Origin of the sequence: Pseudomonas oryzicola (genome assembly GCF_014269185.2) — a bacterium.
In the GTDB taxonomy this organism is placed as follows: Bacteria; Pseudomonadota; Gammaproteobacteria; order Pseudomonadales; family Pseudomonadaceae; genus Aquipseudomonas; species Aquipseudomonas oryzicola.
Genome location: NZ_JABWRZ020000001.1, coordinates 2,170,699 through 2,189,819, shown reverse-complemented (window position 1 = coordinate 2,189,819; position 19,121 = coordinate 2,170,699). Strand labels below are relative to the sequence as shown.

16 protein-coding genes are annotated in these 19,121 nt (G+C 63.3%); 12 read left to right on the top strand and 4 right to left on the bottom strand.

Annotated elements, in window-relative coordinates; genetic code table 11:
* Positions 1-50 precede the first annotated feature (50 nt).
* Together HU760_RS09715 and infA are read left to right on the top strand one after the other, a co-directional pair.
* Complete coding sequence (locus HU760_RS09715; RefSeq protein WP_170030562.1) at positions 51-758, top strand: arginyltransferase; 708 nt, start codon at positions 51-53, stop codon at positions 756-758.
* Positions 759-860: 102 nt separating this feature from the next.
* Entirely contained in the window at positions 861-1,079 is a 219-nt protein-coding gene (gene infA / locus HU760_RS09710; RefSeq protein WP_002553999.1) for a translation initiation factor IF-1, read from the top strand.
* 151 nt (positions 1,080-1,230) lie between these two features.
* Here the strand turns inward: infA and clpA are convergent, their stop codons facing one another.
* Positions 1,231-3,501: an ATP-dependent Clp protease ATP-binding subunit ClpA gene (gene clpA, locus HU760_RS09705; RefSeq protein WP_170030564.1), complete on the bottom strand. Its 2,271-nt coding sequence runs from the start codon at positions 3,499-3,501 to the stop codon at positions 1,231-1,233.
* 30 nt (positions 3,502-3,531) lie between these two features.
* Positions 3,532-3,894: an ATP-dependent Clp protease adapter ClpS gene (gene clpS / locus HU760_RS09700; RefSeq protein ID WP_013973290.1), complete on the bottom strand. Its 363-nt coding sequence runs from the start codon at positions 3,892-3,894 to the stop codon at positions 3,532-3,534.
* 230 nt (positions 3,895-4,124) lie between these two features.
* Between clpS and cspD the strand changes: the two genes are divergently transcribed.
* Positions 4,125-4,382, top strand: coding sequence for a cold shock domain-containing protein CspD (gene cspD, locus HU760_RS09695; RefSeq protein WP_186674651.1), 258 nt, complete (start codon positions 4,125-4,127; stop codon positions 4,380-4,382).
* Between the two features lie 71 nt (positions 4,383-4,453).
* Here the strand turns inward: cspD and icd are convergent, their stop codons facing one another.
* Positions 4,454-5,710, bottom strand: a complete 1,257-nt coding sequence (gene icd, locus HU760_RS09690; protein ID WP_186674652.1) for an NADP-dependent isocitrate dehydrogenase — start codon at positions 5,708-5,710, stop codon at positions 4,454-4,456.
* Positions 5,711-6,127: 417 nt separating this feature from the next.
* Here icd and HU760_RS09685 point away from each other — a divergent pair, with 417 nt between their 5' ends.
* From HU760_RS09685 to HU760_RS09650, 8 genes are all read left to right on the top strand, one after another.
* Positions 6,128-8,353 (top strand): NADP-dependent isocitrate dehydrogenase, encoded by a 2,226-nt coding sequence (locus tag HU760_RS09685; RefSeq protein WP_186674653.1) that lies wholly within the window; start codon positions 6,128-6,130, stop codon positions 8,351-8,353.
* 191 nt (positions 8,354-8,544) lie between these two features.
* Positions 8,545-8,985, top strand: a complete 441-nt coding sequence (locus HU760_RS09680; RefSeq protein WP_186674654.1) for an NUDIX hydrolase — start codon at positions 8,545-8,547, stop codon at positions 8,983-8,985.
* Between the two features lie 60 nt (positions 8,986-9,045).
* Entirely contained in the window at positions 9,046-10,170 is a 1,125-nt protein-coding gene (gene mnmA / locus HU760_RS09675; protein WP_186674655.1) for a tRNA 2-thiouridine(34) synthase MnmA, read from the top strand.
* Positions 10,167-10,793 carry a high frequency lysogenization protein HflD gene (gene hflD / locus HU760_RS09670; RefSeq protein ID WP_186674656.1) on the top strand — a complete coding sequence of 209 codons (627 nt, stop codon included), beginning with the start codon at positions 10,167-10,169 and terminating at the stop codon, positions 10,791-10,793. Before mnmA ends, hflD begins: the two co-directional genes overlap by 4 nt.
* Before the next feature lie 217 nt (positions 10,794-11,010).
* Positions 11,011-12,381: an adenylosuccinate lyase gene (gene purB, locus HU760_RS09665; protein WP_186674657.1), complete on the top strand. Its 1,371-nt coding sequence runs from the start codon at positions 11,011-11,013 to the stop codon at positions 12,379-12,381.
* A gap of 81 nt (positions 12,382-12,462) precedes the next feature.
* Complete coding sequence (locus HU760_RS09660; RefSeq protein ID WP_186674658.1) at positions 12,463-13,629, top strand: ribosomal protein uL16 3-hydroxylase; 1,167 nt, start codon at positions 12,463-12,465, stop codon at positions 13,627-13,629.
* Positions 13,622-14,050, top strand: a complete 429-nt coding sequence (locus HU760_RS09655; protein WP_186674659.1) for a GNAT family N-acetyltransferase — start codon at positions 13,622-13,624, stop codon at positions 14,048-14,050. The genes HU760_RS09660 and HU760_RS09655 overlap by 8 nt, the downstream gene beginning before the upstream one ends.
* 167 nt (positions 14,051-14,217) lie before the next feature.
* Complete coding sequence (locus tag HU760_RS09650) at positions 14,218-16,188, top strand: DNA topoisomerase III (protein ID WP_186674854.1); 1,971 nt, start codon at positions 14,218-14,220, stop codon at positions 16,186-16,188.
* 34 nt (positions 16,189-16,222) lie between these two features.
* On the opposite strand, the gene HU760_RS09645 is transcribed toward HU760_RS09650, so the two are convergent.
* On the bottom strand, positions 16,223-17,566 hold the full coding sequence (locus HU760_RS09645) for a lytic polysaccharide monooxygenase (RefSeq protein WP_186674660.1): 1,344 nt from the start codon (positions 17,564-17,566) through the stop codon (positions 16,223-16,225).
* 169 nt (positions 17,567-17,735) lie between these two features.
* On the opposite strand from HU760_RS09645, the gene HU760_RS09640 reads away from it, so the two are divergent.
* Positions 17,736-19,025: an NAD(P)/FAD-dependent oxidoreductase gene (locus HU760_RS09640; protein ID WP_186674661.1), complete on the top strand. Its 1,290-nt coding sequence runs from the start codon at positions 17,736-17,738 to the stop codon at positions 19,023-19,025.
* Positions 19,026-19,121 lie beyond the last annotated feature (96 nt).

Genomic DNA, 19,121 nt, shown 5'->3' with positions numbered 1-19,121 from the left:
CCCATAGCTGGCATACACTTAAAGCAAAGTCTCACCGAGGGGGGTTGATCATGACAGAGTTGGCGCGGTTGAAGTTCTATGCCACTCAACCCCACTCCTGCAGCTACCTGCCCGACGAACAGGCCACCACGCTGTTCCTCGACCCCAGCCAGCCGATGGACGTGCATGTGTACGCCGATTTGTCGGAGATGGGCTTTCGTCGCAGCGGCGACCACCTGTACCGCCCGCACTGCCAGAACTGCAATGCCTGCGTACCGGCACGCATCCCCGCGGCGCGCTTCATCCCCAACCGCCAGCAACGGCGCATCCTCAAGCGCAATGCCGACCTGACCGTGACCGCGGCACGCCCGGCGTTCAAGGAAGAGTACTTCGACCTGTACCGGCGCTATATCGAAACGCGCCATGCCGATGGTGACATGTACCCGCCCAGCCGTGACCAGTTTTCCACGTTCCTGGTACGTGACCTGCCGTTCTGCTGGTTCTACGAATTCCGCCTGGAAGGCCGCCTGATGGCGGTGGCCGTGTGCGACCTGCTGCCCAACGGCCTGTCGGCGGTGTACACCTTCTACGAGCCGGAAGAAGAGCGCCGCAGCCTTGGCCGCTTCGCCATCCTGTGGCAGATCACCGAAGCCCTGCGCCAGGACCTGGAGGCGGTGTACCTGGGTTACTGGATCAAGAACTGCAAGAAAATGAACTACAAGACGCAATATCGGCCCATCGAACTGCTGATCAACCAACGCTGGGTCACCCTCAACTGAAAGGCATTGGCTTGACACACAATTTTCGGGCATAATCCACGCCACTTTTTTGCCCGGTGCGGTTATGCGTCGGGCCAACACTGGATCCGAGGGCTCTACTGCATGTCGAAAGAAGACAGCTTCGAAATGGAAGGTACTGTCGTCGACACCCTGCCCAACACCATGTTCCGCGTGGAGTTGGAAAACGGGCACGTCGTAACCGCGCACATCTCCGGAAAGATGCGCAAGAACTACATCCGTATTCTCACTGGCGACAAGGTCCGCGTCGAACTGACGCCGTACGACCTGAGCAAGGGCCGCATCACCTACCGTGCGCGCTAAGCTCAAGCCATGAAAAAGCCCGGCCATGTGCCGGGCTTTTTTGTGCCTGCCAAAACCGCGTCACGGCCATAGCGGCTGAAGCCGCCCCTACAAGCGGATCACCCCCGCAGGAGCGGCTTCAGCCGCGATGGGCCGCAACGCGGCCCCACTGTCACGCCACCTCGGCCGTGGTTTCGAAGTCGAACACCAGTTCGCCATCGCGCAGGTCGACGTGCACCACGCCGCCATGCTCGGCCAGCTCGCCAAACAGGATCTCCTCGGCCAGCGGCCGCTTGATCTTGTCCTGGATCAGCCGCGCCATCGGCCGTGCGCCCATCTGCACGTCGTAGCCCGAGGCCGCCAGCCAGCCGCGCGCAGCATCGCTGACTTCCAGCAGTACCCGCTTGTCTTCCAGCTGCGCCTGCAGTTCGATGAGAAACTTGTCGACGATGCTCTTGATCGTCTCGTGGCTCAGGCGGCCGAACTGGATGATGGTGTCCAGGCGGTTACGGAACTCCGGCGTGAAGCTCTTGCGAATGACTTCCATGGCATCGGACGCGTGGTCCTGATGAGTGAAGCCGATCGAGGCCCGCGCGGCAGTTTCGGCACCGGCGTTGGTGGTCATGATCAGGATCACGTTACGGAAGTCGGCCTTGCGCCCGTTGTTGTCGGTCAGGGTACCGTGGTCCATCACCTGCAGCAGCAGGTTGAAGACTTCCGGGTGGGCCTTCTCGATTTCGTCGAGCAGCAATACGCAGTGCGGCTGCTTGGTGATCGCCTCGGTCAGCAAACCACCCTGGTCGAAGCCAACATAACCGGGCGGCGCACCGATCAGGCGCGACACAGTGTGGCGCTCCATGTATTCGGACATGTCGAAGCGTACCAGCTCCACGCCCAGGGCCTTGGCCAGCTGCCGCGCTGCTTCGGTCTTGCCGACGCCGGTCGGGCCGGCGAACAGGAACGAACCGACCGGCTTGTCTGGCGACTTGAGGCCGGCACGCGACAGCTTGATGGCGGTGGCCAGCGAATCGATGGCCGCATCCTGGCCGAACACGGTCAGCTTCAGGTCGCGTTCGAGGTTGCGCAGCAGCTCCTTGTCGGAACTGGTGACGTGTTTTGGCGGAATCCGCGCGATCTTGGCGACGATGTCCTCGACCTGCGGCACGTCGATGCGCTTGACGCGGTTGGCCTCCGGCTGCAGGCGCTGGTAGGCACCGGCTTCATCGATGACGTCGATGGCCTTGTCCGGCATGTGCCGGTCATTGATATAGCGCGAAGCCAGTTCGGCGGCGGCGCGCAGGGCCTCGTCGCTGTACTCGATGTTGTGATGGCTTTCGAAGCGCCCTTTCAGGCCGCGCAGGATGCCCACGGTGTCTTCCACCGACGGCTCGCTGACATCGACCTTCTGGAAGCGCCGCGCCAGGGCGCGGTCTTTCTCGAAGATGCCACGGAACTCCTGGAACGTGGTCGAACCGATGCAGCGGATTTCCCCGGACGACAGCAGCGGCTTGAGCAGGTTGGACGCATCCATCACCCCGCCCGATGCCGCACCGGCACCGATGATGGTGTGGATCTCGTCGATGAACAGGATCGCCTGCGGGCGCTTGCGCAGCTCGCCCAGCAATGCCTTGAAGCGCTTCTCGAAGTCGCCACGGTATTTGGTACCGGCCAGCAGCGCCCCCAGGTCCAGGGAGTACACCACGCTCTGTGCCAGCAGGTCGGGCACCTGGCCATCGACGATACGCTTGGCCAGGCCTTCGGCGATGGCAGTCTTGCCCACGCCAGCTTCACCCACCAGCAGCGGGTTGTTCTTGCGCCGGCGCGCAAGGATCTGCGCCACGCGCTCCACTTCCTGCTCGCGACCGACCAGCGGATCGATACGGCCGGCACGGGCCAGTTCGTTCAGGTTGCTGGCATAGGCATCCAGCGGATTGCTCGAAGAGGCGGTATCGCCACCCTCATCGTCCTGCATTTCCTGGTCGTTTTCGGAATGCGAACCATGGCCCGGCACCTTGGAGATGCCGTGGGCGATATAGTTGACCACGTCGATGCGGGCCACGCTCTGCTGCTTGAGCAGGAACACGGCCTGGCTTTCCTGTTCGCTGAAGATCGCCACCAGCACGTTGGCGCCGGTGACTTCACGCTTGCCGGAGCTTTGCACGTGGAACACGGCACGCTGCAGCACGCGCTGGAAGCCCAGGGTCGGCTGGGTCTCGCGGTCTTCGTCGTTGACCGGAATCAGTGGCGTGGTGGAATCGATGAACTCTTGCAGGTCGTGCTTGAGCTTGTCGAGATTGGCGCCACAGGCGCGCAGAACGGTCGCGGCAGCCTCATTGTCAAGGAGTGCCAGCAGCAGATGCTCGACGGTCATGAACTCATGACGCTTCGAACGGGCCTCCTTGAAGGCAAGATTGAGGGTGACTTCGAGCTCGCGGTTTAACATAGCTTCACCTCATACCCAAGTGGTCGGCGATTAACCGTCCTTCTCGATTTCACAGAGTAGCGGATGCTGGCTTTCCCTGGCGTATTGGTTGACCTGCATAGCCTTTGTTTCGGCGATGTCACGGGTAAACAATCCGCACACTGCCCGCCCTTCGGTATGGACGGTCAGCATGATCTTGGTCGCCAGCTCGCGGTTCAGATTGAAGAACGTCTCGAGCACTTCGACGACGAAATCCATCGGCGTGTAGTCATCGTTGAACAAAACCACCTTGTACATCGGTGGCGCCTGCAGGATCGGCTTGGCTTCCTGAACCGCAAGACCTGAGCCGTCGTCCTCATTCGATTGCGGGCGATCCTGATTGAATGTTAGTCGAATCTCACTAGGTGCATGCATGGAAAGAATTTCATCATGAGCGACAGGTTAAGGTTGTGGGTTGACTGCAAAAGCCGCCACCGGAGCACGCGCCGCGTGACCTTGACTAACGGCAAAACGGTGTTACAAACAATAAGAACCCACCGTGGTCGATAAAGATCCGCGCAGTCAACCAGATTTTTCGCAAGGTTCGTATGCGGATGAAGTGGATGATACTCCAGTGATGGAGTCCTTTGCAGAGGGACATAGGGATGGCAAGCGGTAAAGTCAAGTGGTTCAACAATGCCAAGGGCTATGGGTTCATCAATGAAGAGGGCAAGACCGAAGACTTGTTCGCTCATTATTCGGCCATCCAGATGGACGGTTACAAAACCCTGAAGGCCGGCCAGGCGGTGAGTTTCGAGATCGTCCAGGGCCCCAAAGGCCTGCACGCGGTGAATATCAGCAGCAAAGCCCCCAGCTTCTCCGCCGCCAGCGCCCATTCAGCCGGCAGCCCTGCCGACGCCTGAGGCCAAGTCGCCTGCCGGCAGGCAAAAAAACCGGCCGCCTCCTCGACGGAAGCGGCCGGTTTTGCGTTGCCTCACATATGCTTGATCATTTCAGCGCCAAAACCTGAACTGCTGACCAGGGTGGCACCCTCCATCAACCGCTCGAAGTCGTAGGTCACCGTCTTGGCGGCTATCGCGCCATTGGTGCCCTTGATGATCAGGTCGGCGGCCTCGGTCCAGCCCATGTGCCGCAGCATCATTTCTGCCGAGAGGATCACCGACCCCGGGTTGACCTTGTCCTGCCCGGCATACTTGGGCGCGGTGCCATGGGTAGCCTCGAACATGGCTACCGTGTCGGACAGGTTGGCCCCCGGCGCGATGCCGATCCCGCCCACCTCTGCCGCCAGGGCGTCGGACAGGTAGTCACCGTTGAGGTTGAGCGTGGCGATCACGTCGTATTCGGCCGGGCGCAACAGGATCTGCTGCAGCATGGCGTCGGCGATGGCGTCCTTGACGATGACCTCGCGCCCGCTCTTGGGGTTCCTGAACTTCATCCACGGGCCGCCATCGAGCAATTCGGCACCGAACTCGTCACGCGCCACTTCGTAGCCCCAGTCCTTGAAGGCGCCTTCGGTGAATTTCATGATATTGCCCTTGTGCACCAGGGTCAGCGATTCGCGGTCGTTGTCCACCACGTACTGCAAGGCCTTGCGCACCAGGCGCTTGGTCCCCTCGCGGGATACCGGCTTGACGCCGATACCGCAGTCCTGGTCGAAGCGGATCTTGGTGACGCCCATTTCTTCCTTAAGGAACTTGATCACCTTGTTCGCCTCGGGCGAACCGGCCTTCCACTCGATGCCGGCATAGATGTCCTCGGAGTTCTCGCGGAAGATCACCATGTCGACGTCGCCAGGCTTCTTCACCGGGCTTGGCACGCCCTGGAACCACAGCACCGGGCGCAGGCACACGTACAGGTCGAGTTGCTGGCGCAAGGCCACGTTGAGCGAACGGATACCGCCCCCCACCGGCGTGGTCAGCGGCCCTTTGATCGACACCACGTAATCACGCACGGCATCGAGGGTTTCCTGCGGCAACCAGGTGTCCTGGTCGTACACCTGGGTGGCCTTTTCACCCGCGTACACCTCCATCCAGGCGATCTTGCGCTTGCCGCCATAGGCCTTCTGCACGGCGGCATCGACCACCTTGATCATGACCGGCGAGACATCCACGCCGATGCCGTCGCCTTCGATATAGGGAATGATCGGATTGTCAGGCACGTTGAGCGAATGGTCGGCATTGACGGTGATCTTGGCGCCGTCGGTCGGAACCTTGATTTTCTGGTATCCCATGCTTGCACTACTCCGCTGTCGGGTATGTGTGTTTGGTCATCTGCGATCCAATGAGACTAAACCACATCTGCCGTCGTGCAAGGCATGCGACAACCGACCACATTGCGGGTACGTCTTTGGTCTTATAAATGGGCCGATATCACTTGGCCTTGCTGATTAGCCCGAATGGTTTGGTATACTGCGCCGCGACCGAAGGGTCATCGGGGCGATCCCTTGGAAAAATGCGGACCGCCCTCGGCCATGAACGGCCAATAAGCCTGGGCTGTTACCGCAGTTCAGCACTTGACGCTCGACTGATGCATCCACCATCACCGCTCGCAGCCTCTCGACTTTCCGCTCATGGCGCTGCCAGGGCGATGCGCCTACCCTGCGCACCACGAGACTCGAGCACGCTCAGCACACAGAGAGTTAACCCGCATGCCCACCCGTTCCAAGATCATCTATACCTTCACCGACGAAGCCCCCGCCCTCGCCACCTACTCGCTGCTGCCGATCATCGAAGCCTTCACCGCTTCGGCTGACATCGCCGTCGAAACCCGCGACATCTCCCTGGCCGGCCGTATCCTCGCCGCCTTCCCGGAGCAACTGGGCGCAGAGAAGCAAGTAGGCGATCACCTGGCGGAACTGGGCCAGCTGGCTACCACCCCCGAAGCCAACATCATCAAGCTGCCGAACATCAGCGCCTCGGTACCGCAGCTGAAAGCCGCGATCAAGGAACTGCAAGCCAAGGGCTTCAACATCCCTGACTATGCCGACGAGCCGGCCACCGCGGAAGAGAAAGAATCCCGCGCCCGCTACGACCGCATCAAAGGCTCCGCCGTGAACCCGGTACTGCGCGAAGGCAACTCCGACCGCCGCGCACCACTGTCGGTGAAGAACTACGCGCGCAAGCACCCGCACAAGATGGGTGCCTGGGCTGCCGACTCCAAGTCGCACGTTGCCCACATGACCCAAGGCGACTTCTACGGCAGCGAGAAAGCCGCGCTGATCGAAGCCGACGACACCCTGCGCATCGAACTGGTCGGCAAAGACGGCAGCACCACCGTGCTGAAGGAAAAGACCGCTGTCAAAGCCGCTGAAGTCATCGACTGCGCCACCATGAGCCGCAAGGCCCTGAAAGCCTTCATCGCCGAGCAGATCGCCGATGCCAAGGCCTCCGGCGTACTGCTCTCGGTGCACCTGAAAGCCACCATGATGAAGGTCTCCGACCCGATCATGTTCGGCGTCATCGTCGAAGAGTTCTACAACGACGTGCTGGCCAAGCACGCCGCTGCGCTGGCCGAAGTAGGCTTCAACGCCAACAACGGCATCGGCGACCTGTACGCCCGCATCAAGGACCTGCCAGTCGAGAAGCAGGCCGAGATCGAAGCCGACATCCAGGCCCTGTACGCCCAGCGCCCGGCCCTGGCCATGGTCAACTCCGACAAGGGCATCACCAACCTGCACGTGCCGAGCGACGTCATCGTCGACGCCTCGATGCCAGCCATGATCCGTGATTCGGGCAAGATGTGGAACGCCGCTGGCGAACTGCAGGACGCCAAGGCGATCATCCCGGACCGCTGCTACGCCGGCATCTACCAGGCCACCATCGAAGACTGCAAGGCCAACGGTGCCTTCGACCCGACCACCATGGGCAGCGTGCCGAACGTTGGCCTGATGGCACAGAAGGCCGAAGAGTACGGTTCCCACGACAAGACCTTCCAGATCAAGGCCGACGGCGTTGTTCGCGTGGTCGACAGCAAAGGCAAGGTCGTGCTCGAGCAGAACGTCGAAGCCGGTGACATCTTCCGCATGTGCCAGGTCAAGGACGCCCCGATCCAGGACTGGGTCAAGCTCGCCGTCAACCGTGCCCGCCTGAGCAACACCCCGGCAGTGTTCTGGCTGGACCCGGCCCGCGCCCACGACGGCGTGATGATCGAGAAGGTGCAGAAGTACCTGAAGGATCACGACACTTCCGGCCTGGACATCCGCATCCTGGCCCCGGTCGACGCCATCAAGTTCTCCCTGGCGCGCATTCGCGAAGGCAAGGACACCATCTCGGTGACCGGCAACGTGCTGCGCGACTACCTGACCGACCTGTTCCCGATCATGGAACTGGGCACCAGCGCCAAGATGCTGTCGATCGTGCCGCTGATGAACGGCGGTGGCCTGTTCGAAACCGGCGCCGGCGGTTCGGCACCGAAGCACGTGCAGCAGCTGGTGGAAGAGAACTTCCTGCGTTGGGACTCGCTGGGTGAATTCCTGGCCCTGGCCGCTTCCCTGGAGCACCTGGGCAACACCTACGACAACCCGCGCGCCAAAGTGCTGGCCAACACCCTGGACCAGGCCACCGGCAAGTTCCTCGACACCAACAAGTCGCCTTCGCGCAAAGTCGGTGGTATCGACAACCGTGGCAGCCACTTCTACCTGACCCTGTACTGGGCCCAGGCCCTGGCTGCGCAGAACGACGACGCTGCCCTGCAGGCGCGCTTCGCGCCACTGGCCAAGACCCTGACCGAGAACGAGGAGACCATCGTCGCCGAGCTCAACGCCGTCCAGGGCAAGCCGGCCGACATCGGCGGCTACTACGCCCCGGATGCCGAGCTGACCGCCAAGGTGATGCGCCCAAGCCAGACCCTGAACAGCGCCATTGCCGCCCTGTAAGGTTCGCTTGATGTAAATGCACAAACCCCGGCCACGCACCGGGGTTTGTGCTTTCTGGATAAACGATTTCTGGCTGCCCGCGCGGACCCTGTGGGAGCGGGTTCACCCGCGAATGCGATGGCGAAGCCACTGAAGCATTCGCGGGTAAACCCGCTCCCACATGGGCTGCGCAGGCCTTTAAGGAGCTGTTCATGACCTGGCAACCCCACATCACCGTCGCCACCATCGTCGAACGCGAAGGCAAGTTCCTCTTCGTCGAAGAATTCAAAGCCAACCAGCACGTCTTCAACCAACCCGCCGGCCACCTCGAACCCAACGAGACCCTGTCCCAGGCCGCCCTGCGCGAAACCCTGGAAGAAACCGCCTGGGAAGTCGAGCTCACCGGCGTGGTCGGCATCTACCTATACACCGCCCCGAGCAACGGCGTGACCTACCAGCGCATCTGCTTCGCCGCCCGCCCCGTGCGCCACCACGCAGACCTGGCCCTGGACAGCGACATCGTCCGCGCCGTATGGCTGACCCGCGAGCAACTGCTGGCCGACCCGGCCCGCTGGCGCAGCGAACTGGTACCGCGCTGCCTCGACGACTACCTCAAAGGCCCGCTGCACAGCCTCGACCTGCTGCGCGACTGACGTGGCGCCGCGGGTTTGATAGAATCGGCACTTTTCCCCCCTTGATACACACCGGTAACCATGACCAGCCCAGCACTCAAAGACCCCGCCAAGACCCGCGTCATCGTCGGCATGTCCGGCGGCGTGGACTCTTCCGTCTCCGCCCTTCTGCTTATGGAGCAGGGCTACCAGGTGGAAGGGCTGTTCATGAAGAACTGGGAAGAAGACGACGGCACCGAATACTGCACCGCCCGTGAAGACCTGGCCGATGCCCAGGCCGTGTGCGACCGCATCGGCATCAAGCTGCACACCGCCAACTTCGCCGCCGAATACTGGGACAACGTGTTCGAGCATTTCCTCGAGGAATACAAGGCTGGCCGCACGCCCAACCCGGACATCCTCTGCAACCGTGAAATCAAGTTCAAGGCGTTCCTCGACTATGCCCTGTCGCTCGGTGCCGACCTGATCGCCACCGGCCACTATGTGCGCCGCCGCGACACCGGCGAACTCACCGAACTGCTCAAGGGCCTGGACCCGAACAAGGACCAGAGCTACTTCCTGCACGCCGTCGGCGGCAAGGAAATCGCCCGTACCCTGTTCCCGGTCGGCGAACTGGAAAAGCCCGAAGTGCGCGCCATCGCCGAAAAGCACGGCCTGGCCACCGCCAAGAAGAAGGATTCCACCGGCATCTGCTTCATCGGCGAACGCCGCTTCAGCGACTTCCTCAAGCAGTACCTGCCGGCCCAGCCGGGCAACATCGAGACCACTGACGGCGAAGTGATCGGCCGTCACCACGGCCTGATGTACCACACCATCGGCCAGCGCCAGGGCCTGGGCATCGGCGGCCTGAAGGATGCCGGTGACGAGCCGTGGTACGTGCTGCACAAGGACCTGGCGCGCAACGTGCTGGTGGTCGGCCAGGGCAACGACCACCCCTGGTTGTTCTCGCGGGCCCTGCTGGCCTCGGAAATCTTCTGGGTCAACCCCATCGACCTCGGCAGCCCGCGGCAGCTCACCGCCAAGGTTCGCTACCGCCAGGGCGACCAGCGCTGCACCCTGGAGCGCACCGCAGGCGGTTACCGCGCCGTGTTCGACGAACCGCAGCGCGCCGTCACGCCTGGCCAGTCGGTGGTGTTCTACGATGGCGAGGTGTGCCTGGGCGGTGGCGTGATCGAAACCGCCGAGCCGTGGAGCCCGCGCGCATGAGCAACCTGCAGGAGCAGCTGATCGCGCTGGGTGGCGTGTTCCAGGCCGCGGTGCTGGTGGACCGCATCGCCCGCACCGGCCAGGCCAGCGAAGCCAACATCGGTTGCATGCTGGGCAGCCTGCTGGTGCGTGAACCCAAGGACACCCTCGAAGTGTTCGGCGGCGACGACCTGAACCTGCGCGACGGCTACCGTGCGCTGGCCGGCGCCCTGGAGCGCGACCCCAGCAGCCTGCAGCGCGAACCGCTGCGCTATGCCCTGTCGATACTCGGCCTGGAGCGCCAGCTGAACAAGCGCGCCGACCTGCTCGACACCATCGGCAACCGCCTGCCGCAAATCCAGTCCCAGGCCGAGCATTTCGGCCTGGTGCACGAAAACGTCATCGCTTCCAGCGGAGCCTTGTACCAGGACACCCTGAGCACCTTGCGCCAGCGTATCCAGGTGCATGGCGACATGCGCTTCCTGCAGCAGGCCAGCAACGCCTCGAAAATCCGCGCCCTGCTGCTGGCCGGCATCCGCGCTGCCCGCCTGTGGCGCCAGCTGGGCGGCCACCGCTGGCAGCTGGTGTTCAGCCGGCGCAAGTTGCTCAACGAACTGTACGACATGATGCGTAACACTAACTGAAAGGCTGTACCAGCCTCTGTGGGAGCGGGCGCGCCCGCGAAACAGGCAACTCGGTGGATGGCACCGGCTTCGCCGGTGTTCGCGGGCACGCCCGCTCCCACAGGGATCGCATCAAGCACTTTTTGTACGGCCGACCTTTGGTCAGCCACCCGACTCGGGCGCATTTTTCATGTATGATATGCGCCCTTCCAAAAGCCTGACTGTCCGAGAACACCCCATGCAGCTCTCTTCGCTCACTGCGGTTTCCCCTGTAGACGGCCGTTATGCCGGCAAAACCCAGGCCTTGCGCCCCATTTTCAGCGAATTCGGCCTGATCCGTTTCCGCGCCCTGGTCGAAGTGCGCTGGCTGCAGCGCCTGGCCGCCCACCCGCAGATCGGCGAAGTGCCGGCGTTCTCCGCCGAAGCCAACGCCCTGCTGGACAGCCTGGCCACCGATTTCAAGCTTGAGCACGCCGAACGCGTCAAGGAAATCGAGCGCACCACCAACCACGACGTCAAGGCGATCGAATACCTCCTCAAGGAGCAGGCCGCCAAGCTGCCTGAGCTGGCCAAGGTCAGCGAGTTCATTCACTTCGCCTGCACCAGCGAGGACATCAACAACCTGTCCCACGCGCTGATGCTGCGCGCCGGCCGCGACGACGTGCTGCTGCCGCTGATGCGCCAGATCGCCGACGCCATCCGCGCCCTGGCCCACGCCCATGCCGACGTGCCGATGCTTTCGCGCACCCACGGCCAGCCGGCATCGCCGACTACCCTGGGCAAAGAGCTGGCCAACGTCGTGTACCGCCTGGAGCGCCAGATCGCCCAGGTTGCCGCCGTGCCGCTGCTGGGCAAGATCAACGGTGCCGTGGGCAACTACAACGCCCACCTGTCGGCCTACTCGCAGATCGACTGGGAGCAGAACGCCCGCGCCTTCATCGAAGACGAACTGGGCCTGCAGTTCAACCCGTACACCACCCAGATCGAGCCGCACGACTACATCGCCGAGCTGTTCGACGCCATCGCCCGCTTCAACACCATCCTGATCGACTTCGACCGTGACGTGTGGGGCTACATCTCGCTGGGCTACTTCAAGCAGAAGACCGTCGCCGGCGAAATCGGCTCGTCGACCATGCCGCACAAGGTCAACCCGATCGACTTCGAGAACTCCGAAGGCAACCTGGGTATCGCCAACGCGCTGTTCCAGCACCTGGCCAGCAAGCTGCCGATCTCGCGCTGGCAGCGTGACCTGACCGACTCCACCGTGCTGCGCAACCTGGGCGTGGGCTTTGCCCATAGCGTCATTGCCTACGAAGCCAGCCTGAAAGGCATCGGCAAGCTGGAAGTCAACGAAGCCCGCATCGCCGCTGACCTGGACGCCTGCTGGGAAGTGCTGGCCGAGCCGATCCAGACGGTGATGCGCCGTTTCAACATCGAAAACCCCTACGAGAAGCTCAAGGAGCTGACCCGTGGCAAGGGCATTACCCCGGACGCGCTGCTGACCTTCATCGACGGCCTGGACATGCCAGCCGAAGCCAAGGCCGAGCTCAAGCAGCTGACCCCGGCCACCTACATCGGCAACGCGGCAGCACAGGCCAAACGCATCTAAGCTGACCGTCGCGTTCAACGCCCGGCCTGGCCGGGCGTTTTTATTCGCGGACGAAAATTACATTTTTTCAATAGGTTGAACATGAATCCTGATACTCCACTGCAGCTGCTCGGCGGCATCTCGGCCCGCGAATTCATGCGCGACTACTGGCAGAAGAAGCCGCTGCTGGTGCGCCAGGCCTTCCCGGACTTCATCAGCCCGATCGACCCCGACGAGCTGGCCGGCCTGGCCCTGGAAGAGGAAGTCGAGTCGCGCATCGTGCTGGAAAACGGGGCGCACCCGTGGGAGCTGCGCCGCGGCCCGTTCACCGAAGACACCTTTGCCGAGCTGCCGGAAAAGGACTGGACCCTGCTGGTGCAGGCCGTGGACCAGTTCGTCCCGGAAGTGGCCGAGCTGCTGGAGAACTTCCGTTTCCTGCCGAGCTGGCGTATCGATGACGTGATGATCAGCTTCGCCGCCCCGGGTGGCAGTGTCGGCCCGCATTTCGACAACTACGACGTGTTCCTGCTGCAGGGGCACGGCCAGCGCAACTGGAAGATCGGCCAGATGTGCAGCAGCGACAGCCCGCTGCTGGAGCACGCCGACCTGCGCATCCTCGCCGCCTTCGAGCAGAGCGAAGAGTGGACCCTGGAGCCGGGCGACATGCTCTACCTGCCACCGCGCCTGGCTCACTACGGTGTGGCGGTGGACGACTGCCTGACCTACTCGGTCGGCTTCCGGGCCCCCAGCGCCGCCGAAGTGCTGACCCACTTCACCGACTTCCTCGGCCAGTTCCTGCCCGATGAAGAACGTTACAGCGACGCCGACGCCCAGCCGGTCAGCGACCCGCACCAGATCCAGCACGACGCGCTCGACCGCCTCAAGGCCCTGCTCGACAAGCACATGAGCGACAAGGACCTGCTGCTGACCTGGTTCGGCCAGTTCATGACCGAGCCGCGCTACCCGGAACAGATCGTCGGCGAAGAACTCAGCGAAGAGGAACTGATCGACGCCCTTGAACAAGGCGCCATCCTGATCCGCAACCCGAGCGCACGCCTGGCCTGGTCCGAGTTCGAAGACGATTTGCTGTTGTTCGCCAGCGGCCGCAGCTGCCCGCTGCCGGGCAAGCTGCGCGAGCTGCTGAAGCTGGTCTGCGCCGCCGACGCCCTGCACATCGACAACCTGGCCGAGTGGCTGCAGGATGAAGATGGCCTGATGCTGGTACAGCAACTGGTGAAACAAGGAAGCCTGGGGTTTGCCAATGAATAGAATCAGTGTTCGCTTGGCCGACTGGCACAAGGACAACGTCGATATTCGCCGTATTCGAGAAGCCGTGTTCGTTGCCGAACAGCACATTCCGCCAGAACTGGAGTTCGACTCGGAAGACCAGGAAGCGCTACATTTCCTTGCCCTGGAAGGTGATTATCCGATCGGCACCGCTCGCCTCCTGGCCGACGGCACCATCGGACGCATCTCGGTCCTCAAGGACTGGCGCGGAATGAAAGTCGGCGATGCGCTGGTCAACGCGGTCATTGCCGAGGCGCAGAACCGCGACTTGAAGCAGCAGATGCTCAGCGCCCAGGTACACGCCACACCGTTCTACGAGCGGCTGGGCTTTCGTGTCGTCAGCGAGGAATTCCTCGAAGCCGGCATCCCGCACGTGGACATGGTGCGCGACTCGCGCGCCTGATTCCTGAGCTGCACCGGCCCTTTCGCGGGTTTGCCCGCGAACCGGCCGGCACGGGCCAAAGACATGCCTGCTGACAAAAACCTGTACATCCATCCAGATAAAGCTTGCCTCCACGCCCCCGCTTGCGCATCCTATCGCCCATCACCCCCGATGAAGCGTTCCCGGCCATGCGCCTGTTCCTCTGCGAAAAACCCTCCCAGGCCAAAGACATCGCCAAAGTGCTCGGCGCCAACCGCAAGGGCGGCGGCTGCTGGCAAGGTACCGACGTCTGCGTGACCTGGTGCATCGGCCACCTGCTGGAAACCGCCCCGCCCGACAGCTACGACGAACGCTACAAGCGCTGGAACCTGGCCGACCTGCCGATCATTCCGGAACAATGGAAGATGCTGGTCAAGCCCAAGACCGCCAGCCAGTTCAAGGCGGTCAAGCGCCTGCTTGGCGAAGCGCGGGAGCTGGTGATCGCCACCGACGCCGACCGTGAGGGCGAGATGATTGCCCGCGAACTGGTCGAGCATTGCCGCTACCGCGGCCCGGTGCAGCGCCTGTGGTTGTCGGCACTGGACGACGCCTCCATCCGCAAGGCCCTGGCGCGTCTGCTGCCGGGCCACGAAACCTTCAACCTGTACCACTCGGCGCTGGGGCGCTCCCGCGCCGACTGGCTGATCGGCATGAACATGAGCCGGCTGTTCACCTTGCTGGGCCGCCAAGCCGGCTACCAGGGCGTGCTGCCGGTGGGGCGGGTGCAAACACCGACCTTGCGCCTGGTGGTCGACCGCGACCGCAGCATCGCCGACTTCGTACCGGTGCCGTTCTGGGCCATCGACGTGCAACTGGAACATGCCGGCCAAGGCTTCAACGCCCAGTGGCGCGCGCCCGAAGACGCCTGTGACGACCAGGGCCGCTGCCTGAAGCAGGGCCTGGCACAGCAGGCCGCCGCCGACATCAACCAGGCCGGTAGCGCCCGGGCCGTAAAAGTGGCCACCGAGCGCGTACGCGAAGCCGCGCCACTGCCCTTCGACCTGGGCACCCTGCAGGAACTGTGCTCGAAAAAGTTCGGCCTCGGCGCCCAGGAAACCCTCGACATCGCCCAGGCCCTGTACGAAACCCACAAGCTGATCACCTACCCGCGCAGCGACTGTGGCTACCTGCCGCAAAGCCAGCACGCCGAGGCGCCGGCCATCCTCGCCGCCCTGCAACGGGCCGATGCCAGCCTGGCAGCGCTGCAGCCCCACCTGCAGCCGCAGCGCCGCTCGCGGGCCTGGAACGATGCCAAGGTCAGCGCCCACCACGGCATCATCCCGACCGCCGCCGCCAGCGACCCATCGCGCCTGCCGGCCAAGCACAAGGCGGTGTATACCCTGATCCGCGCCCGCTACCTGGCGCAGTTCCTGCCCAATCATGAATACGACCGTACCCAGGCCGACTTCGACTGCGCCGGCCATGCCCTGCGCGCGGTGGGCAAGCAGATCGTCGAACCCGGCTGGCGCCGCGCCCTGCCCGAGGCACTGACCCCGGCCAAAGGCCGCGAGGCGCCGCCGGCCCAGGTACTGCCAGCGCTGCGCGAGGGCCAGGGCTGTGCAGTGCAAGGCCTGCAACTGAAAGACCTGTGGACCCAGCCGCCCAAGCCGTTTACCGAAGGCGACCTGATCAAGGCGATGAAGAACGTGGCCAAGCTGGTGGATGACCCGCGGCTGAAACAGAAGCTCAAGGAAACCACCGGCATCGGCACCGAGGCGACCCGCGCCAGCATCATCCAGGGCCTGCTCGACCGTGGCTACCTGGTAAAAACCGGCAAGGCCCTGGCCGCCACGCCTGCGGCCTTCAGCCTGATCGACGCTGTGCCCCGCGCGATTGCCGACCCCGGCACCACGGCAATCTGGGAGCAGGCGCTGGACATGGTGCAGAGCGGCGAAATGCCCCTGGAAGAGTTCGTCGCCCGGCAGTCGGCGTGGATGGGCAAGCTGGTGGAGCGCTGCAGTGGTATGCGCATCAGCATCAGCGGGCCGCCAGTGGGCAAGGCGGCGCCGTGGAAGAAGAAACGCCGCAGCGGTGGCGGCAAGGGCAAAAGCGCAGCTGGCCCGGCCAAGGCCAGGGAAGGCAAACCAAGGCAGGGCCGGCGCAAGGCGGCGGCGAAATGAGCCGCCGCCTTGCCGGTTGCAGCCCCGCGCTCAGTTATTCATGTTGCTGCCAAAGCGCCGCGGCTGCCCCTGGCGCCCAATCCTCGGAGAGAGACTGGTGCGCTTGCCTGCAGCGCCAGTCAGCGCCGACATGGCTGACAAGGTCGCCACTGGCGTAATCCTGGTACAGTCGCCAGGCAGGGTAATCACTTTTTACGGCAGTCCTGACCGCAAGGTCGTTACTCGGAGCGGAAACCTTGCCCTCCCCGTCAACCGCCACGACCTGGTAAACATATAGGGTGTCCGGCTGCAGGCCGCCATCGGTATGTTCAGTCCTGTCACCGGCGATGGGGGCCACCTGCTGACCGTCACGATAGAGCTCGTAGCGATCGATCGGGCTCGCACCGCTCGAGGCCCCCCACATCAGGCGGATGCTGTCGACAGCCTGCCCCATCGAGTGCAGACTTTGCGGCGCGCTGGGCACGCCACCTTCACCCAGGGTACGCACGACGACGGGGGCTGAAGGCCTGGAGCGCGCACCCTTGCTGTCAACTGCGACGATGGAATAGTGGTAGGTCGCATCCGCCGTCACCTGGTCGTCATCCCAGTGCGTAATGGGGGCAGGCACGACGAATGTGTCGGTGCCATTACGGCTCAGCTGGTAGCACTCGATGGGGTGCGCACCACTCGATGGCTGCCAGCTCAAAGCAACCTTCTTGTCGGTTACCTCAGCGGCTTTCAGGCCCATCGGCACGCTCGGCCGGTCATCACCGTCGCCTGGCAGAAAGTCCAGATCGACCACGTGGTAGAAGGCGTTGCCGGTGTCGGCCACTTCCCACACCGCGAGCAATACGTGATAACCCTCGCGGGCGGGTAGCGGCAATGCGTGGGTGGTCGGATTGCTGGGTTTCATCTCTGCGTCATACGCCCAGTACGGCTGCAATTCGATCAGTTCCGTGTGGAAAGGCTCGGCCTCGAACTGATCGCGCGCCAGCACCTTGGTACTGTCCCAATCGGGTTTGGTGATGAAATAGTTAAAGCGACGCGTTCTATGATTGGCGGAAAAGTACCAGGAGATGTCCAGGGTGTCCCCGCTACAGACTTCGTGTTTGCTCCAGTGGTCGCCGGGCTGATCGAGCATCTTCCCGGTCGCCTGATTGGCACTGGCAATTTTGCCGTCCGGTGGCGGCAGCAGGTTTTTCGGGTCGTCCTTGGCGAATGGATCCGTCAGGCCAGCTTGCGTCTGCGGAAAGAACTTGCCTGCTTCGCGCTGATTCAGCGCACCTTCATCCAGCATGCCTGCTTGCCAGGCAAAGTAGGCCCGCGATGCGGGGGTAAACACATGGCCATGTCGTGGCGTGACAGGCCCGCGGAGCGAATTTTGTTCAGCTTGATTCATCGTTGATTCCTTGAATGGATGGCCCTATTGGCCACGGCCATTTGTAAGGATTGTCGATGCCCGGAGATACGCGTAGATCTGACAGGCGGGCAGGGTTTCCCGGATAACATGAAAATTTCCTGATATATTTTCATGAAAAACATCACGATAATTTTCATGAGGCTCCGGCATGTTCAAGCAGTCCGCCCAGCACATCGCCACGTACTACGCCCAGACCTACCCCGCCAGCATTCCACTGCACCCTAGCCTGCAAGGCCGCCACGACACCGAGGTGCTCATAATCGGCGCCGGCTTCAGCGGCCTCCACACCGCCCTGCGCCTGGCCTTGGCCGGCAAACGCGTAGCCCTGCTGGAAGCCAGCCGCGTGGCCTGGGCCGCGTCCGGGCGTAACGGTGGCCAGGCCTTGCTCGGTTGGTCGTGCGACATGCCACCCTTGGAAAAGGCCCTGGGCCTCGAACGCAGCCAACGCCTATGGGCCAGCATGTGCTGGGCCGCCGACGAAATGCGCGAACTACCGCAACGCCATGGTTTCGACATCGACTACCGGCCAGGCAGCCTGTGGGCCGCCGTGATGCCACGCCGGGTAAAAATGCTTGAACAGGCCTTGCACGAGGCTGAACACAAATGGGACTACGACGCCCTGCGCCTGATCGGCCGCGACGAGCTGCCGCAATGGATCGACAGCCCGCGCTATCAGGCTGCGCTGCATGACGCCAAAGGTGCCCACCTCAACCCGCTGAAGCTGGCCCTGGGCCTGGCCGGCGCCATCGAGGCTGCGGGCGGGTGCATCTTCGAGCAAAGCCAGGTGCTGAGCTACGCGCCGAGTGGCGACGGCTACGTGGCACGCACCGGCGGCGGCGAGGTACGTTGCGACGTGCTGGTGCTGGCTTGCAATGCCTACATCGACCGGCTCGACCGTAACCTGTCGCGGCGTTTGTTGCCGGTCGGCTCCTACCAGGTCGCCACCGCGCCATTGGGTGCCGACTTCGCCCAGTCGCTGCTGCCACGCAACAGCTGCGTGATCGACAACCAGTTCGTGCCCGACTACTTCCGCCTCACCCCGGACCACCGCCTGCTGTTCGGCGGTGGCTGCACCTACCTGGGTGGTATTCCCAGGGACGTCGCCAGCGCCACCCGCCCCTACCTGGAGCGGGTGTTCCCGCAATTGGCCGGGGTGGCCATCGATTACGCCTGGGGCGGCCATATCGACTGCAGCATGCAACGCACCCCAGACGTCGGCCGTGAGGGCCAGCGTTACTGGTTGCAAGGTTTTTCCGGGCATGGCGTGTTGCCTACCCTGGCCGCGGCGCGAGCGGTGAGTGACGCCATCCTCGGCGACGACGACCTGCTGGCACTGTACCTGGGCATCGACAACGGCTGCTTCCCAGGCGGCGACCTGCTGGCCGCCCCGCTGGAAGCCGCCGCCAAGGCCTGGTACCGCATGCGTGACCGCGTCTGAGGCATTTTCTGTCGCCTGTGCAGTCAGGGCTTGATCTCCGCCCATGCTCTGTGGGAGCGGGTTCACCCGCGAAGAAGCCTGCACAGGCGACACTAA

Bases quoted from the DNA above. Each gene is read 5' to 3' on its own strand.
- HU760_RS09715 (WP_170030562.1), top strand. From the start codon at position 51: ATGACAGAGTTGGCGCGGTTGAAGTTCTATGCCACTCAACCCCACTCC.
- infA (WP_002553999.1), top strand. From the start codon at position 861: ATGTCGAAAGAAGACAGCTTCGAAATGGAAGGTACTGTCGTCGACACC.
- clpA (WP_170030564.1), bottom strand. From the start codon at position 3,501: ATGTTAAACCGCGAGCTCGAAGTCACCCTCAATCTTGCCTTCAAGGAG.
- clpS (WP_013973290.1), bottom strand. From the start codon at position 3,894: ATGCATGCACCTAGTGAGATTCGACTAACATTCAATCAGGATCGCCCG.
- cspD (WP_186674651.1), top strand. From the start codon at position 4,125: ATGGCAAGCGGTAAAGTCAAGTGGTTCAACAATGCCAAGGGCTATGGG.
- icd (WP_186674652.1), bottom strand. From the start codon at position 5,710: ATGGGATACCAGAAAATCAAGGTTCCGACCGACGGCGCCAAGATCACC.
- HU760_RS09685 (WP_186674653.1), top strand. From the start codon at position 6,128: ATGCCCACCCGTTCCAAGATCATCTATACCTTCACCGACGAAGCCCCC.
- HU760_RS09680 (WP_186674654.1), top strand. From the start codon at position 8,545: ATGACCTGGCAACCCCACATCACCGTCGCCACCATCGTCGAACGCGAA.
- mnmA (WP_186674655.1), top strand. From the start codon at position 9,046: ATGACCAGCCCAGCACTCAAAGACCCCGCCAAGACCCGCGTCATCGTC.
- hflD (WP_186674656.1), top strand. From the start codon at position 10,167: ATGAGCAACCTGCAGGAGCAGCTGATCGCGCTGGGTGGCGTGTTCCAG.
- purB (WP_186674657.1), top strand. From the start codon at position 11,011: ATGCAGCTCTCTTCGCTCACTGCGGTTTCCCCTGTAGACGGCCGTTAT.
- HU760_RS09660 (WP_186674658.1), top strand. From the start codon at position 12,463: ATGAATCCTGATACTCCACTGCAGCTGCTCGGCGGCATCTCGGCCCGC.
- HU760_RS09655 (WP_186674659.1), top strand. From the start codon at position 13,622: ATGAATAGAATCAGTGTTCGCTTGGCCGACTGGCACAAGGACAACGTC.
- HU760_RS09650 (WP_186674854.1), top strand. From the start codon at position 14,218: ATGCGCCTGTTCCTCTGCGAAAAACCCTCCCAGGCCAAAGACATCGCC.
- HU760_RS09645 (WP_186674660.1), bottom strand. From the start codon at position 17,566: ATGAATCAAGCTGAACAAAATTCGCTCCGCGGGCCTGTCACGCCACGA.
- HU760_RS09640 (WP_186674661.1), top strand. From the start codon at position 17,736: ATGTTCAAGCAGTCCGCCCAGCACATCGCCACGTACTACGCCCAGACC.